Below are 15,674 nucleotides of genomic sequence, written 5' to 3' on the forward strand. Positions count from 1 at the left end.
CGGGATCGCCCTACAGGCCCGATTCGAGAACGACTCGTGAAAATCGCTCGGACCTCAGCATGTCCATCCCACAAAAAGCCGTCATTTTCGACATGGACGGCGTCGTCACGGATACCGCGTCGGTCCATTCCAGCGCGTGGAAGCAGCTCTTCGACGCGATTCTGACCGATCAGCGCTTGGAACCAGCCTCGGGATACTCCGCCGAGGATATCGATCGGAGCGAATTCAGCATCGCCACCGACTACCGCGAGTATGTGGACGGGCGAGCCCGCGAAGACGGCGTCCGCACCCTCCTCGCCGCACGTCACGCGGCGCTTCCCGAAGGCTCCGAGGCAGATTCTGCCGGTGCGTGGACCGTCCAAGGGCAGGCGCGGCTGAAGAATGACTACTTCACCTCAGAGCTGGAAGAACACGGCGTGACCGTTTTCAACGGCACCGTGGACTTGATCCTCCGCCTCCAGCGCAGCGGCATCCCGACCGCCCTCGTCACTGCCTCTCGCAATTCCCGGCCGGTGCTGGAGGCCGCGGAACTCGACGGGGTCTTCGACGTCATCATTGATGGCTCCTACGCGTTGGAGCATGGCATCCCCGGGAAGCCAGCCCCCGACATGTTCCTCGCAGCCGCCCAGCAGCTCGGGATCGATCCCTCAGAAGCCGCCGTGATCGAAGACGCCGTCTCGGGTGTTCAAGCGGCACGCGCGGGCGGGTTTGGCCTCGTCGTCGGCATCAACCGGCATGGCGAACGAGAAGACCTGGAGCGAGCCGGGGCCGACGTCGTCCACAACGACGTCGCCGAGCTGGACTTGGGCGCCCAACGGGATGACTCCTGGAAGCTCATTTTCCACGGCTTTGATCCGAAACAGGAAGGTCACCGCGAAGCGCTGCTGACCTTGGCCAATGGCTACATGGGTGTTCGCGGGTGCCGTCCGGAACGAAGTGACGACGGCATCCACTATCCCGGCACTTACGTCGCCGGCCTATTCAACCGCGTGGTCTCGCACATCAATGGACGCGACCTCGAGCACGAGTCGATGGTCAACCTGCCGAATTTCCAATTCTTCGACATCCGCCTCCGCGGTGGCGACTGGTGGTCCGAAGGCGGCATGAAGCCTCTCGACGAGATCACGGAGCTGGACCTACGCCACGGCGTACTGACGCGCACGTGCACCCTGGTTGAGGTACCCGACTCCGAGTCGGAAGACCCGGATCACCATCTTCGACGCGTCAAAGTCACCCAGCGGCGCCTTGTCTCGATGGCCGACCGGCACCTGGCCGCGATGGAAACCACCATCACCCCCGTTGGCTGGAGCGGGCGTATCCACGTGCGCAGCGGAATCGACCCGAACGTCACCAATAACAATGTGCGGGAATACAAGGATCTCGCCCGTCACCACCTCGTGGTCGACGGTTCCACGACCCTTCCAGATGAAACTCTGGTCAATGTGGTGCGGACCAACCAATCGGATCACCAGGTTTCGGTCGCCCAACGCACCAACGTGCGCGCCGCGGTGAACACCCGCCTCGAACGCGAGGTCCGCCCCGGCGGCATCGAGATGCGCCGCTACCGTGTGAATGGCGAGGATGGTCAGTCGATCACTTTCGACACGACCACGGCGATGGTGACTTCACGCGACGCCGCGATCGCCTCCTCTCTCCTGGGCGCCGTCGAAACGCTCAACCGTTCCGAGGGCGGATTCGAGGGCCTCTACACGGCACATGAAAAAGCATGGTCCCGCCTCTGGGCACGGTTTGCCGTGGATATCGATGCGGACGTCGACACGATGCTGGCGCTGCGGCTTCACATTTTCCACATCGTGCAGACCCTAAGTCCCAACATGGAACTCAACGACGCCGGTGTCACGGCGCGCGGTCTGCACGGCGAAGGGTATCGAGGTCATATCTTCTGGGATGAAATCTTCATTCTGCCGCTCATCACCCTTCGCATGCCGTCCGTGACTCGCTCGCTCTTGCAGTACCGGTGGAACCGTCTTCCCGCTGCACGCCATAAAGCCGCCGAATTCGGCGCACAGGGAGCCATGTTCCCTTGGCAGTCCGGTTCCGACGGACGCGAAGAGACGCCGGTCGAGCTGTACAACCCGCATTCGGACCGTTGGATGCCGGATAATTCCTGGCGCCAATTCCACGTGGGCCTAGCGATTGGGTTCAATGCGTGGCAGTACTACACGGCCACGGGCGATACCGATTGGCTCGCTCAACACGGCGCCGAGCTGATGATCGAAATCTCGCGCTTTTTCTCGTCCCTGATCAGCTACGACGAGGCCGACGAACGGTTCCACATTGAGGGCGCCATGGGCCCGGACGAATATCACGACGGCTACCCCGGTTCCGTGGATGGCGGTGGACTCAAGGACAACGCCTACACGAATATCTTGGCCGCGTGGTTGTTCCGCCACACCTCGGAAATCTTCGACGAATTGCCCGAGCACCTGGCATTCCAGGTGGCCTCGTCCAACTCCGTCAACGAGGCCGAGTTGGAGTCGTGGAAGCACATGGCCTCCCGGCTAGCCGTGCCATTCAACCGTGACGGCACCATCAGCCAATTCGACGGTTACGACGACCTTCAAGAAATCGACTGGGATCACTACCGCCGCAAATACGGCAACATCGGGCGCATGGATTTGATCCTCGAATCCGAAGGCGACGCAACCAATAATTACAAGCTCTCCAAGCAGGCGGATACCCTCATGCTGGTGTATCTTTTCGGCCAACATGGCCTCAAAGAAGAGCTATCGCTGCTGGGATACGACGTCTCCCTGGCCAAAATTGAGGAGACCATCGCCTTCTACCTGCCGCGCACCTCCAACGGCTCGACGCTCTCCCGTGTGGTGACGGCGTCCATCATGTCCCGGGTGGATCCCCGCCATTCGTGGAGCGTGTACCAAGATGCCCTCATGGCCGACTTGGATGACACCCAGGGAGGCACGACTCAAGAAGGCATCCATCTGGGCGCGATGTGCGGAACCCTGGACGTCGTTCAGCGGGCCTACGCGGGCGTGCAGGTTCTGACGGACTGCATCCAGCTTGACCCGTCGATGCCCGAAGAGCTCCGCTCGGTCGGCTTCGAGGTTCAATACCACGGCCAGTTGCTGGACGTCTTCCTCGACTCCACCCGGATCCGCGTGGCAGCGCGCTCCGAGCGGGCGAGCGACGTCAAGGTGCGAATCGGCGGAAACGACACGGTTTTGCGGGGCGGAGACTCCTGCGAGTACTTGCTGGAGGACCTCCGCACTCAGACTCGCTGAACCACCACGTGCGATGTCTGGGCTTTAGCGCTCAGACACCGCACGACGCCGCAGGACGGCCGCGAGCAGCGCTCCGGATACGTTGTGCCACACCGAGAAAACGGCTCCGGGGAGGGCCGCCTCAGGAGTGAAGTACGTGTGTGCAAGCGACGTCGCTAGGCCAGAATTCTGCATCCCCACCTCAATGGCCGTGGTGCGTCGCGCAGACGGTACCAACCGGAACATCGCCGCAGCGCCGTAGCCCAGGGCGTACCCCAAGCCGTTATGCAAGATCACAGCCACAAGAACCAGCAATCCAGCAGAGACGATGGCGGCCGCCGAGCCAGAGACGACGATCGCGACGATGACCGAGATCGCCACGACCGAGGCCCAGGGAAGTGCGGCCGTGACTCGGTTGACGAACCTCGGCATCAGCCAGCGAATCAGCAGGCCCAGGATGACGGGCGCGAGCACGACCTGCAGAATCGACATCATCATGCTGGCTCCGCTCACTGACATGCGTTCACCGGCAAGCAACACCGCAAGCACGGGCGTGACGAACGGGGCTATCAGAGTAGAGATCGTCGTCATCGCGACGGACAGGGCGACGTCGCCCTTGGCCAGATACGAGACGACATTGGACGCCGTGCCGCCCGGACAACACCCGACCAGAATCACGCCGATGGCCAATTCGGGCGGCAGCTGCAACGCCCAAGAGACGAACCAGCCCAGGAACGGCATGATGACGAACTGCGCGATGACCCCGATGACCACCGGAATGGGGCGACGCGCGACCATGCCGAAATCCGGAAACGTCAAGGTCAAGCCCATCCCAAACATGATGAATCCCAGAAGCGGGTTGACCCACCCCGTGAGCCCCGCGAAAGCGCCCGGAACGAGGAAGCCAAGGACTCCCGCCGCGAGGATCAGCAACGGAAAAATCGTCACGGCGTAGAAGGCGCCATGTTCCTCGGCGGACTGATTTTTCGGACGGCGGCTGGAGCTTTGGGTCGAATTCATAACTTATCTCTACCAGTCAGGCGCCTCTTCCGTCACGGCGTCCCTCGCTCGATGACGGATTCGCATTCGGCCACAATGTGATCCACGGTTCCCGCGACTTCGACCGTCGCCCCAGGCTCGTCTCGGTGCAATCCCTCCAACGTCTCGAGCTGAGATCGTAAGAGTGCCGGAGGCATAAAGTGTTCGTGTCGGCCTTCTAACCTACGCGCCAGCGTCTCTTCCGAACCGGAGAGGTGCAGGAAGAAAGCCCTGGGCGCCTCGGCCAGAATTGAGGCCCGATACGCACGTTTGAGCGCGGAACACGCCATGACCATTCCCTCAGACGTCACCTCAGCCTCCCCGAGGCGCTTCCCGACGATGCTCAACCACGGTCTGCGGTCGTCGTCGTTCAACGGCTCTCCCCCGGCCATTTTGTCGATGTTGGCTCGCGGGTGCAGTGAGTCGGCGTCGACGAATGCGACTCCGAGACGGCGAGCGAGAACGGAACCGATGGTCGTCTTCCCCGTGCCCGAAACGCCCATGACGACGATCAGCGGAGGCTTGCGGTCGACGGTTAGCTCGTGAGACATAGCCCCATTGTGCCCACGCCGGAACTCACGCACGACGCCGCCTGCCTCCGAGACGAAGGCAGGCGGCGTCGTCATGCGTAGGGTTCCGGATCAGTGGAAGAAGTGACGGGCCCCGGTGGTGTACATCGTGACGCCCGCTTGGCGTGCGGCTTCGATGACTTCCTCGTCACGGATCGACCCGCCGGGCTGAACAACGGCTCGGACGCCGGCGTCCAACAAGACCTGCAGACCATCAGCGAACGGGAAGAACGCATCCGACGCGGCGACCGAACCCCGTGCGCGCTCGGCGCCGTCCTCGCCCAAGGAATTGGCACGTTCGACGGAAAGCTTGCACGAGTCCACCCGGTTAACCTGGCCCATGCCGATTCCCACGGCGGCGCCGTCGTTCGCCAGGAGGATGGCGTTGGACTTAGCTGCCCGCAACGAACGCCAGGCGAAAGCAAGATCGTTCAGAGTCTGCTCGTCGGCGGCCTCACCCGCGACGAGGGTCCAGTTGCTGGGATCGTCGCCCTCGGCCTGGAGCCGGTCGCTCTGCTGGAACAGCGCGCCCCCGGAGACCTGACGGTACTCGATGGAGCCTCGCTCGAAACCTTCCGGCAACACGAGGATACGGAGATTCTTCTTGGTCTGGAGTAGCTCAAGGGCCTCGGCGGTGTATGCCGGTGCGATGATGACCTCGGTGAAGATCCCCTTGACCGTCTGCACCATTCCAAGCGTGACCTCGCGATTGGCCGCGATGACGCCACCATAGGCGGAGAGCGGATCGCAGGCGTGAGCCTTGCGATGGGCGTCAGCGATGGGGTCGTCCGCTCCCGGCGAGGCCACAGCGATGCCGCAGGGGTTATTGTGCTTGATGATCGCGACGGCGGGATCTTCGAAGTCGTACGCGGCACGCAGCGCGGCGTCCCCGTCAACGTAGTTGTTGTACGACATCTCCTTTCCGCCGAGCTGTTCTGCCTGGGCGATGCCCGGGGCGGAGGCCGGATCGACGTACAAGGCGCCGCGCTGATGGGGGTTCTCGCCATACCGCAATGACGCGGAGCGTTCGAATCCGAGTCCGGCGTAGGGGGGCCAGAATTGCGCGTCCGGGTCCTGCACGAATTGCTGCTGGGTCCAGGTTGCCACGGCCGTGTCGTACGCGGCGGTGTGGGCGAAGGCTCCGGCAGCCAGCCGACGGCGGGCCGCCAGGTCAAAACCGCCGCCACGAGCCGCGGCGAGAACATCGTCGTATTGTTGGGGATCCACCACCACCGAGACGGAATGGTGGTTTTTGGCGGCGGCGCGGACCATCGAAGGGCCACCGATGTCGATCTTTTCGATCACGTCTTCCTCGCCCGCACCGGAGGCGACCGTGTCGACGAACGGATACAGGTTCACGATGACGAGGTCGAAGGGCTCGATTCCGAGGTCCGACAACTGTTCAACGTGGTCCTGCTTGCGGCGATCAGCCAGGACGCCCGCGTGGATTTTGGGGTGCAGGGTCTTGACACGGCCTTCGAGGCATTCGGGGAATTCGGTGATCTCGGAGACCTCGGTGACCGGAACACCCGCGTCGCGGATCGTGCTTGCGGTCGACCCCGTGGAGACAATGCTGACTCCGGACTCATGAAGCCCTCGAGCCAGATCCTCCAAGCCGGTCTTGTCGAAAACGGAAATCAATGCTCTGGTGAACGGGATGCGATCCAGATCGGTCTGGGACACGGAAACTCCAACTCGTCGATGACGGCGCTCATCCGCCGCTGGCCCCATTCAGTCTATTAGGCCCTCAGAGAGTTTCTTAATTGTGGTCACCAAGAGTGACCTCTCCTGAACTTTAATTCGCTCGTGAAGGGCGGATTCGTCATCCCCCTCGAGCACGGGAACGGCAGCCTGATCCAGGATGGGACCCGTATCGACCCCGGCATCGACGACATGTACCGTCACCCCCGTGATCTTGACGCCGTACGCCAGGGCATCGCGCACACCGTGTGCGCCGGGGAAAGAGGGCAGCAACGCCGGATGCGTGTTGATGATGCGGCCGGCGAAGCGGTTCACCAGGTCCGCATCGACGATGCGCATGAAGCCGGCAAAAATGATGTAGTCCGGGGATTCATCGCCGATTCGCTGCTCCAAGGCGCGATTCCACGCCTCACGCGTTGCGTAATCCTTCGGAGACACGACGAAGGTCGCGATGCCGTGTTCCTTGGCTCGTTCCAAGCCTTTGCAGGGCTTATCGGCGCCGACGGCGGCGACCTCAACGTTCAGGAATCCTGCCGCGACGGCGTCGAGGATGGACTGAAGATTGGTCCCGGATCCGGAGACCATAACCACTATGCGCATGGGCATACTCTACTCAGTGCCCCGGTAGAGTTGGGATCATGACCTCACCGAACGGCGAAGCGAATCCGGAGAATATCAAGCGGCACGAGTCGCTCGTGTATCGATCGCGACTCATGATTGCGTTTTCGGTCGCCGGTTTCATGGGGACGGTCCTTTCCGTCACACCCGTGGGACAGTGGGCACTCGTGATCTCGATGGTTCTTCTCGCACTCGGCGTCGTGTGGACGATCCTCACCATGGTCTCGCTCACGAAAACGAGAGGCCCTTGGGTGGGGCACGTGGTCCTCGTTCTCGTCTTGCTGGCGAACCTGTACTTCATCGCCAATTCCGGGATTAACTTGGCGCTCTGGAACGTGACCAGCGACTATCGCGATTGTGTGCAGAATTCCCTGACGATTTCCTCGAGCGGACAGTGCCAGTCTGATCTCTACGACACCCTCATGAGTCGGATCCTCGGTCGCTAGCGTCCTCCCACCAGCTGGCGTGGGAAGCCCCAAACCCTGAAACTACCGGTCGCCCTCGTCCGTCGTCCGCCGAGACTTGCGCCGAGGACGCGCGACCACCGGACGACCCCCGGGCACCTCGCGAGGTTTCCGGTCGTCGGCCCACGGTGCGACATGCCGACGCGGTGCGGGTGAGGAACCTGTGTTGTCGTCTTGCTCGGTCCGCGGAGCTTCCTCGGTCTTTGGCTGGGATGGGGAAGACGCCGTAGCCGGCGGGACGTACCGCGTGGAGCCGCCCCGTGGCCTCGGTGGGAGAGGGCCCTTGCCATCACTGCCGCGGCGAGGTTCATGACTCGATGCCCCATCCGCCCGGCTAGCCCCGGAGGACGTCTTGCCGAGGGCGGCAATCGATCTGGACGCACCGGCGTCACGTGAACGGTTCGGGGTGCGTTCCGCGTCGGCCGTCGTGGCCCCGGGCTTCTCGGAAGAAGCACCGGCAGAGGGCTTCCGCGAGGAATCTTTGGCTGAGGAATCCTTGGCCTCGTTTTTCACGGATCTTCCCCGGGACGTCGGGCCGTGTTCCGACTCGGTTCCCGAGGTCCGGACGGTTGATGTTGCCCGGCCCTCTTTTTTGCGCGGGGGCCGTTCCACACTAATGGGCTCCACCGTTGGGTCTCGTTCAATCCATGGGCCCAATAGTTGGCCCACCAGGGTACCCACCGCGACCGTGATGCCGGCCCACACACCGGTCAGCCAAGGGTGCGGACCAACATCGGTAAACCGTCCAATGCCGAGAGAGCCATGCGCCAGCGCCGCCAAGAGGCAGATCACGATGCACACCAACAGGCCGATTCCCAGGGCTACGCATAACCCCGACAGGATGGCTGCCAGCCACCGCCAGGAAAGACGCAAGGTGAACCATTCATCGAGGTGATTTTCGCCGTCACGAATGAAATACCAACCGGCGAGGGCTCCCGCAAGGACGGGCAAGACGAGGACGGAGTATCCCCACACTCCCGGATCCGCGGGTACGGCGCCGAGGACCGGCAGGCTTGGGAGCGCTCCGGTGGTGGTTGCCGCGGGTGAGATCACGGTGCCTGCACCCAAGGAGAATCCAGCGCCCGTACCCCAGGCCATTCCGAAAATGATGAGGTTGGGCAACAGTGCCAATTGCAAGAGAGTCACCGCGAGGTCACCGACCCCACCCGCGTGAAGACCCTGGTACAGCGAGACGATGCGGTTCCAGTGGACGAAAATCGACAGGCCCGTCAAGAGCGCGCCGGCGCCCACCAGTCCAACGACGGCGACCCAGGCGGCTCGAATCAAGGAGACGACGTAGGCGCCCGTCCACCGGGAATATTGGCTGTACTTTTCGGAAAGTTTATCCGGGTCGATACCGACCAGACGCAACCACGACCCGGCTACACGATGCCCACCCCAGAGCATCCCGAGAATCACCACCCACAACGGAATGAAAGTCGCGGCAACCGGTTCGGTTCTGACGGCGGAGTTACTGGTCACGAGGCTGACGACCAAGCCGATGACGCCGTACGTCACCGCGGCCGCCAGGATGGCCTGCCAGAACTGTCCCTCGTAGGAAGCTCGCGCCAATCGCTTTCCCGCGCGACGGGTGAAGAGCACGAGGACCACCGTCAGGCCCAAGGGAGTAAGACTCGAAACGCCTTGAACCGGCGAGGAGGAGTCCCCGCTGGGAATGTTCAAGTGGACGCCGACGCCGTGGCCTGCCAGCCACAATTGCCCGGACCCTCCCAGCACAGCTCCCACCGAACCGGGCATGCCCAAGGTGAACCACCCGAGGAGCACGATCACGGCCACGAACAGCAGCGAGCCGATCGCGGTCAAGAGAATCTCGGTCACGGCCTGCAACCAAAGCGGCATCGGCAGTGACTGGGGAAGCGAGGGTCTACGAGGCGTCTTGATCATCGCGATTCATCATCTCACGTGGCCCGCGTTTTGGCTTTTCATTCGCCGTTCAACCGACCGTTACTTGTTGATGAACGCCCCGTATCCCCGGCGCGGTTGTATGGGTGTGTGCGAATCCTTATGGTTGCCGAATCGTTTGTTCCTCACCTCAGCGGCGTCACAACCTCGCTGTTGCGAAGCGCCGAGAATCTGAGACGCCGCGGCCACGAAGTCATGTTCTTGGCTCCGTCTGGGCGCGGCTTCAAGCCTTCGGACTGGTCCCCCACCGTGCTGCCCAGCCTCCCAAGGGCGGTTCACGACGACGCATTTCCCGCGTCCCGCCAAACCCCTGAATCTTGCCCCATCTCGTTGGCACCGGGGCAAACCTACGAAGAGGTCGAGGGCACCCCCACCGTCCGTATGCCGTCCCTCCCCTTGGCGGGCTACCCTACCCTGCGCTTTTCCATGGGAACCGTGGCGGCAGTACGACGCCTCATGGCCGACTACCGTCCCGACGTCGTGCACATTGCCTCACCGTTTGTTCTCGGGGCCCGCGCCGTCACAGCGGCCCATTCCTTGGGAATCCCTTCGGTCGCCGTCTATCAGACCGATGTCGCGGCCTATACACACCGGTACGGAATGCCGTGGCTTAAGGCCTACGCCAATAAGCGCATTGCCTCGATCCACACCACGGCGACCATGACGTTGGCACCGTCGCACTCGTCCATGGACTACCTGGAATCACTTGAGGTGCCTCGTGTCTTCAAGTGGGGCCGCGGCGTCGATACCGAGCTGTTCCATCCCCGCCGTCGCTCGGAAGCGGTTCGGCAAAAACTCGGGGCCGTTTCGAGCGATACCCTCGTGGGCTTTGTGGGGCGCCTCGCCTCGGAGAAGCAGGTCGAGGATCTGCGAGTCATCCAGTCGTTGCCGGGAGTAAAGCTCGTCATCATCGGCGGCGGCCCCGAACTCTCCCGGCTCAAGACGACGCTTCACCAAGCAATCTTTACGGGGCAGCTCACGGGGGAAAGTCTCGCGGAGCACGTCGCGAGCCTGGATGTGTTCACCCACCCCGGGGAATTCGAGACCTTTGGCCAAACACTGCAGGAAGCGATGGCCTCGGGCGTGGCCACCGTGGCCGTAGGCAAGGGCGGACCCCTAGACATCATTGACGACGGCGTCACCGGCCGCCTGTACGAACCCGGACAACTCGGCATGCTTCGCACGATCGTGGAGTCGCTCCGAGACCCCGAGGCGCGTGCGCCCCTCAGCACCAACGGCCGCCAGGCCATGGAAGCCCGATCATGGGGTGCAGCCTCGCTCAAATTGGAGGGGTATTACGACAGGGCGATCGAATTTCATCGAAGCCGACAGCTCCGCCGGTGGCGTGATGAGCGTGGTGCCCAACGGCGAGGACCGGGTCGTGCGGCCTCACGCCATCGCGTGTGACACGCCCGTCAGGGGACGGCTATCCCTAGGCTTCGCGCCACGGGTCCTGGGCGTCCACGCCCCAGGACCGGAAAACGTCGGCCTTGGCGGACACGACCGTGAGGCCATGCACCTCGGCGGTTGCCGCGATCAACCCCTCGACGGCCGCCCCGGTCCACGACGTCGAGGAGCGTTGCCCCAGGCGCAAAATGGACTCGGGACTCGACCGCCCAGCCCACGCCCGGGCCACGGCAGGGTCGACATCCAGCACATGATCTTCGAACCGCTCCACGAGCTCGTCGAGCCATCGATCGGTCTCCCTGTGGGGATACAGTCCTTTGAGCTCACCCAAGGAGAGGGCCGAGAGAAACAGCGTCCGGTGCGACCGACGGCGCAAAAAGGCCACCACGGTGGGGTTAGGGCGTGTGCGGCGAATTTCGGCGAGGACGTCGGAGTCAAGAAGCAGACCGCGGGTGCCAGGACTCATGCGGCCTGGTCTGCGGCGAGCGCGACGATCGGTTCACCGGCGCTCGTGGGTGCCAGGAGAAAGTTGAGGAATTCGGTCCGCGCGGAATCGACTCGCGCGTAATCTTGAATGCTCATCGCGTGGTATCCGTGCGAGACGGGAACCGCCGCGGAGAAATCGGAACGGGAATTCGGGGTGGCCATAGCCATCAGCGCTGTCGCGCGATCCTTTCGATGCTCTTGTCTATACCAAGCAACAGTGCCGCTCATGCGGCGAATATAGACCGCTTCGTCATCCGAACCACCCGTGAACATGGGGTTGGTGCCCAACCAAGTCGGAGCTTGGCAGTTGGGTCTCTTGAAGCTGTTTCCCAGCGTACCCAAGAAATTGTCGCGATGAAAAGTCTTCCCTCGAAGAATTTCTGCGGGGTATAGATTGGAAGTTATGCCATTTCCCGCTCAGCAGATGCCGGTCTCTGTCGCGCACATCATCAAAGCCGTGGGCCATAACGCCTTTGGCCGGGGAGAACGGTACTACCGTGCGGGCAAAGTGCTCTCTGCGGCCTATGACCCAGACAGCCTGACGTTCTCGTCCAAGGTCTCCGGCAGCGAGCGGAAATCCTATTCACAGACCGTCATCTTTCCGGAAAAGCAAGCCCCGCATTCGGCACCCTTCCACTCCTTCTGCTCGTGCCCCGTGGGCACCAACTGCAAACACGTGGTCGCCGCCCTGCTCGGGTGGTTTCACGAAGGCGGTTGGGGCGATCCCACGGAGGACCGTCCTTTGCGCTCCGCGTCGCCCGCCGAACCTTCGGGGTCACACAACACGTCCGGCCAAGAGGTTCCCGATGCCGTCCGCCGTTGGTCGGAGGCCAGCGGTGTCGAGATCCCGGACTCGGCTCTCCAGACGTTCACTGACTTCTCTGGCCGCAAAGAGGCCACCTCCCATCGAGCACTGGGCGACATGCAGTCTTCATGGCGCCGTCAGATGACCCGGGCCCTTCAGTCGCAACGCGCTTATGGATCGGGTCAGCATCACCGCGTTCCGGCGGCCTTGGACCTTGATGTGGAGGTCCCCCGGCACCGAGGATACGGCCGCCCGACGGAGGACGTCGTCGCTCCCGTCCACCTGACGGCACGCCCCCTTAAGCTCGGCACGCGAGGCCGCTGGATTAAGGGCGGGCTCCACTGGAACGTCTTCGCCGGAGACACGGTTCACGAGCCCAGCATCCCGGAGGAACATTCGGAGTGGTTCCGTGAGTTCTATTCCGTGGTCCACCCCGACCAGGGAATGTACGCCTCCACGCGCGACTACGTTCGTTTGGATCAGGTGAGCTCATCCCTGCTGTGGGACCTGTTGGAACGTGCTTCCTCCCTGGGGATAGCAATTCTGGTGCGCGAACGCCCCGTCGTCATTGGGTTGGCACCGGAATCGACCCTCGATTTACGCATCGAACGAACGGACGATGAGGGACTGAAAGTTTCACCGGGATTCCGGTTCGCGGCGAGCCCCGAGTCCGATGACGCCTCGACGGCCTGGGTTCCCGCTTCCTCGGCTTTTCCCTTAGGCCGTCAGCACGACCCCCAGGCGTATTTCGCCCTCGGCGGCGCCCTTCATGCGGAGTACACCCGGGACGCCGAGGGCACCGGATCATGGGGCGGCACACGACCGTCCCCCATCCCCCAGCTAGCTCACGACGCCGCCGAACAACCGTGGATTACAGAAGACACCGAGCTCCTCTTCTTCCCGTTGGCCGAACGGCCCACCCACCTCGCTCGCTCGATTGCGGAAGATGGCGAGATGTCCATACCCGCCAGCGAGATCCGTGACTTTGCGGAAGACTTCTACCCCCAGGTGGCCCGCCGCACCCCCATCTTCGCCGACGACGACGCCGCACCTGCCCTGCCCGAGGTCCTCTCCCCAGAACTGATCCTCGAGGTCGAATTCTTTTCTCCCGGACGTCACGACGACCGCCTCTTCCCGGCCGCCGTGGACTGGTACTGGCTCTACCCACAATCCCACGTCAAATGGCCGAACGACGTCGCCGAGGACCCCGATGCCGCTGCGGAGGGCGAAGAATGGACCCGGGTTCCCATCGGCGTTGGCCATCCCGATCCCTACCGTGAAATTCGCGATACCGAACGTGAGCATGACGTCATTTCCGAAGTGCGACGGGCTCTTCCGGTCACTCCGCTGCATTCGACCGAGCTGTCCGGATGGGAAAGCCACGACCTCGTCGAAAAGGTGATCCCCACCGTCGAAGAGATCCCGGGGACTCGTGTGGAGGTCCGGGGCGACATTCCGGAGTTCACATCCTTGGACGGCGACGCCGAGGTGCAGGTTTCGGTCGAGTCCACCGGCGATCGGGACTGGTTCGATCTGGGGGTGACCGTGAAAGCGGGAGCCTGGTACGTGCCGTTTGTGGACATCTTCCGTGCCCTCGACGCCGGCCAGAAGCACCTTCTCTTGGGCGATGGCTCCTACTTCCGGCTCGATCGCCCCGAGTTTACGAAGCTCCGAGACCTGATCTCTGAGGCGCGGCAGCTTCAGGATGAATCGGCCGCCTTGCGCATCAACCGCCACCAGGCCGGGCTGTGGGAAGATCTCGAAGAACTCGCCACCGACGTGCACGTGGCCGACGAATGGCGAGAATCCGTCCAGTCTCTCTTGGAACTCGAGGACCTTCCCCAGGTCGCCCTCCCCGAAGATCTCACGGCGACCTTGCGGCCCTACCAACTCGAGGGCTACCAGTGGTTGTCGTTTCTGTACGACCACCGACTCGGCGGAGTACTCGCCGACGACATGGGCCTCGGCAAGACGGTACAAACCATCGCAATGTTCTTGCACGCTTTCGAGGTGCACCGCACCGAACGCTCCGAATCCGCGACGCGCCCTCGTTTCCTCGTGGTCGCACCAACATCGGTCGCACCCAACTGGGCGCGGGAGATTCAACGCTTCGCGACCTCGCTCAGCGTCGAACTCATCACGGAAACCTCCGCCAAAAGCCGCCGTTCGGTGGGCGATCGCGCAAACGGAGCCGACGTCGTCATCACCTCCTACGCCTTGATGCGGCTCGACGAAGCGGAATACCGCGATTTGGGGCTAACTGGGCTCGTGCTCGACGAGGCACAGTTCATCAAGAACGCAAAGACCAAAGCCCACCGGATAGCCCGGGACCTCCCGGCGCGGTTTAAGCTCGTGGTCACCGGTACTCCCATGGAAAACGACCTCATGGAACTCTGGTCTATGTTCTCGATCGCGGCGCCGGGTTTGTTCCCCTCCGCCCGAAAATTCCGAGACTCCTACGCCAAACCGATCACCAGCGGTGAGAGCCCCGAAGCCCTCCCGCGCTTGCGCCAACGGGTGCGCCCGCTCATGATGCGACGCACCAAGGAGCTGGTGGCTGCGGAATTGCCGGAAAAGCAGGAACACCGCATCGATGTGCCGCTCTCCGAGGCCCATCGGAAGGTCTACGACACTCGTCTACAGCGGGAACGACAAAAGCTTCTCGGTCTCCTCCAGGACATGGACAAGAATCGCTTTACGATCTTCCAGTCTTTGACGATGCTCCGCAGGCTTTCCCTTGCGGCGGGACTGGTCGATGAGGAGCACGCGGACGTGGAATCCGCCAAGCTGACGTATTTGCGGGATAACCTCCCCGAAATCATCCAGGACGGCCATCGCGCGTTGGTTTTCAGTCAGTTCACCTCCTTCTTGACACTGATTGCCGAGGTCCTCAAGGAGGAAGGCATTCCGTATGTCTACCTCGACGGCACGACCCGTGATCGCGGTTCCGTGGTGGATGCCTTCAACGCCGGCGAGGCACCAATCTTCCTCATCAGCCTCAAGGCCGGCGGATTCGGTTTGAACCTCACGGCAGCGGATTACTGCTTCATCATGGATCCGTGGTGGAACCCGGCGGCCGAAGCACAGGCCGTGGACCGAGCCCACCGCATCGGACAGGACCGCAATGTCATGGTGTATCGCCTCGTATCCGCCGGAACGATCGAGGAAAAGGTCATGGACCTGAAGTCATCCAAGGCGGAACTTTTCCAGGCCGTCATGGACGAGGGGCAGATTTTTTCCTCGGCGATCGGCGCGGAGGAAATCCACCAGTTGATCGAGGGGTAATTCCTCCTCGCCGTAAACACCGCGACATCTCAATGTTTAACCTTGTCAGGGGTGTTATATCGTGAATGAGACTGCTTCTTAGCTCAACGAACCAACGTCGACGCTCAGATAGGACCCATGAACGATCCCAGCACAA

General features: G+C 62.6%; 11 protein-coding genes and 1 riboswitch. Of the genes, 4 read left to right on the forward strand and 7 right to left on the reverse strand.

Features of this window, described 5'->3' with window-relative positions:
- The first annotated feature begins 59 nt into the window (after nucleotides 1–59).
- The gene (locus B9Y51_RS02685; RefSeq protein WP_085528694.1) at nucleotides 60–3,263 is read left to right on the forward strand and encodes a beta-phosphoglucomutase family hydrolase; all 3,204 of its coding nucleotides are present in this window, start codon (nucleotides 60–62) and stop codon (nucleotides 3,261–3,263) included.
- 24 nt (nucleotides 3,264–3,287) lie between these two features.
- Here the strand turns inward: B9Y51_RS02685 and B9Y51_RS02690 are convergent, their stop codons facing one another.
- The 4 genes from B9Y51_RS02690 to purN form a co-directional block, all read right to left on the reverse strand.
- On the reverse strand, nucleotides 3,288–4,262 hold the full coding sequence (locus B9Y51_RS02690) for a bile acid:sodium symporter family protein (protein ID WP_085528695.1): 975 nt from the start codon (nucleotides 4,260–4,262) through the stop codon (nucleotides 3,288–3,290).
- Between the two features lie 32 nt (nucleotides 4,263–4,294).
- Nucleotides 4,295–4,831, reverse strand: coding sequence for a gluconokinase (locus B9Y51_RS02695; RefSeq protein WP_085528904.1), 537 nt, complete (start codon nucleotides 4,829–4,831; stop codon nucleotides 4,295–4,297).
- 90 nt (nucleotides 4,832–4,921) lie between these two features.
- Nucleotides 4,922–6,532 carry a bifunctional phosphoribosylaminoimidazolecarboxamide formyltransferase/IMP cyclohydrolase gene (purH, locus tag B9Y51_RS02700; RefSeq protein ID WP_085528696.1) on the reverse strand — a complete coding sequence of 537 codons (1,611 nt, stop codon included), beginning with the start codon at nucleotides 6,530–6,532 and terminating at the stop codon, nucleotides 4,922–4,924.
- A gap of 48 nt (nucleotides 6,533–6,580) precedes the next feature.
- Complete coding sequence (purN, locus tag B9Y51_RS02705) at nucleotides 6,581–7,150, reverse strand: phosphoribosylglycinamide formyltransferase (protein WP_085528905.1); 570 nt, start codon at nucleotides 7,148–7,150, stop codon at nucleotides 6,581–6,583.
- 38 nt (nucleotides 7,151–7,188) lie between these two features.
- Between purN and B9Y51_RS02710 the strand changes: the two genes are divergently transcribed.
- Entirely contained in the window at nucleotides 7,189–7,614 is a 426-nt protein-coding gene (locus tag B9Y51_RS02710; protein ID WP_048679652.1) for a hypothetical protein, read from the forward strand.
- A gap of 42 nt (nucleotides 7,615–7,656) precedes the next feature.
- On the opposite strand, the gene B9Y51_RS02715 is transcribed toward B9Y51_RS02710, so the two are convergent.
- Nucleotides 7,657–9,492: a cell division protein PerM gene (locus B9Y51_RS02715; protein ID WP_143467964.1), complete on the reverse strand. Its 1,836-nt coding sequence runs from the start codon at nucleotides 9,490–9,492 to the stop codon at nucleotides 7,657–7,659.
- Nucleotides 9,493–9,645: 153 nt separating this feature from the next.
- On the opposite strand from B9Y51_RS02715, the gene B9Y51_RS02720 reads away from it, so the two are divergent.
- Entirely contained in the window at nucleotides 9,646–10,962 is a 1,317-nt protein-coding gene (locus B9Y51_RS02720; protein WP_085528698.1) for a glycosyltransferase family 4 protein, read from the forward strand.
- A 25-nt stretch (nucleotides 10,963–10,987) separates the two neighbouring features.
- On the opposite strand, the gene B9Y51_RS02725 is transcribed toward B9Y51_RS02720, so the two are convergent.
- Nucleotides 10,988–11,428, reverse strand: a complete 441-nt coding sequence (locus B9Y51_RS02725; RefSeq protein WP_048679662.1) for a PIN domain-containing protein — start codon at nucleotides 11,426–11,428, stop codon at nucleotides 10,988–10,990.
- On the reverse strand, nucleotides 11,425–11,676 hold the full coding sequence (locus B9Y51_RS02730; protein ID WP_152692736.1) for a hypothetical protein: 252 nt from the start codon (nucleotides 11,674–11,676) through the stop codon (nucleotides 11,425–11,427). The genes B9Y51_RS02725 and B9Y51_RS02730 overlap by 4 nt, the downstream gene beginning before the upstream one ends.
- A riboswitch (SAM riboswitch) is annotated at nucleotides 11,640–11,770 on the reverse strand. Its footprint overlaps the gene before it by 37 nt.
- Nucleotides 11,771–11,851: 81 nt before the next feature.
- Here B9Y51_RS02730 and B9Y51_RS02735 point away from each other — a divergent pair.
- On the forward strand, nucleotides 11,852–15,538 hold the full coding sequence (locus B9Y51_RS02735; RefSeq protein ID WP_085528699.1) for a DEAD/DEAH box helicase: 3,687 nt from the start codon (nucleotides 11,852–11,854) through the stop codon (nucleotides 15,536–15,538).
- The last annotated feature ends 136 nt before the right edge of the window (nucleotides 15,539–15,674 follow it).

Origin of the sequence: Kocuria massiliensis (assembly GCF_900169715.1) — a bacterium.
GTDB classification, from domain to species: domain Bacteria; phylum Actinomycetota; class Actinomycetes; order Actinomycetales; family Micrococcaceae; genus Rothia; species Rothia massiliensis.

Bases quoted from the DNA above. Each gene is read 5' to 3' on its own strand.
- B9Y51_RS02685 (WP_085528694.1), top strand. From the start codon at position 60: ATGTCCATCCCACAAAAAGCCGTCATTTTCGACATGGACGGCGTCGTC.
- B9Y51_RS02690 (WP_085528695.1), bottom strand. From the start codon at position 4,262: ATGAATTCGACCCAAAGCTCCAGCCGCCGTCCGAAAAATCAGTCCGCC.
- B9Y51_RS02695 (WP_085528904.1), bottom strand. From the start codon at position 4,831: ATGTCTCACGAGCTAACCGTCGACCGCAAGCCTCCGCTGATCGTCGTC.
- purN (WP_085528905.1), bottom strand. From the start codon at position 7,150: ATGCGCATAGTGGTTATGGTCTCCGGATCCGGGACCAATCTTCAGTCC.
- B9Y51_RS02710 (WP_048679652.1), top strand. From the start codon at position 7,189: ATGACCTCACCGAACGGCGAAGCGAATCCGGAGAATATCAAGCGGCAC.
- B9Y51_RS02715 (WP_143467964.1), bottom strand. From the start codon at position 9,492: ATGCCGCTTTGGTTGCAGGCCGTGACCGAGATTCTCTTGACCGCGATC.
- B9Y51_RS02725 (WP_048679662.1), bottom strand. From the start codon at position 11,428: ATGAGTCCTGGCACCCGCGGTCTGCTTCTTGACTCCGACGTCCTCGCC.
- B9Y51_RS02730 (WP_152692736.1), bottom strand. From the start codon at position 11,676: ATGAGCGGCACTGTTGCTTGGTATAGACAAGAGCATCGAAAGGATCGC.
- B9Y51_RS02735 (WP_085528699.1), top strand. From the start codon at position 11,852: ATGCCATTTCCCGCTCAGCAGATGCCGGTCTCTGTCGCGCACATCATC.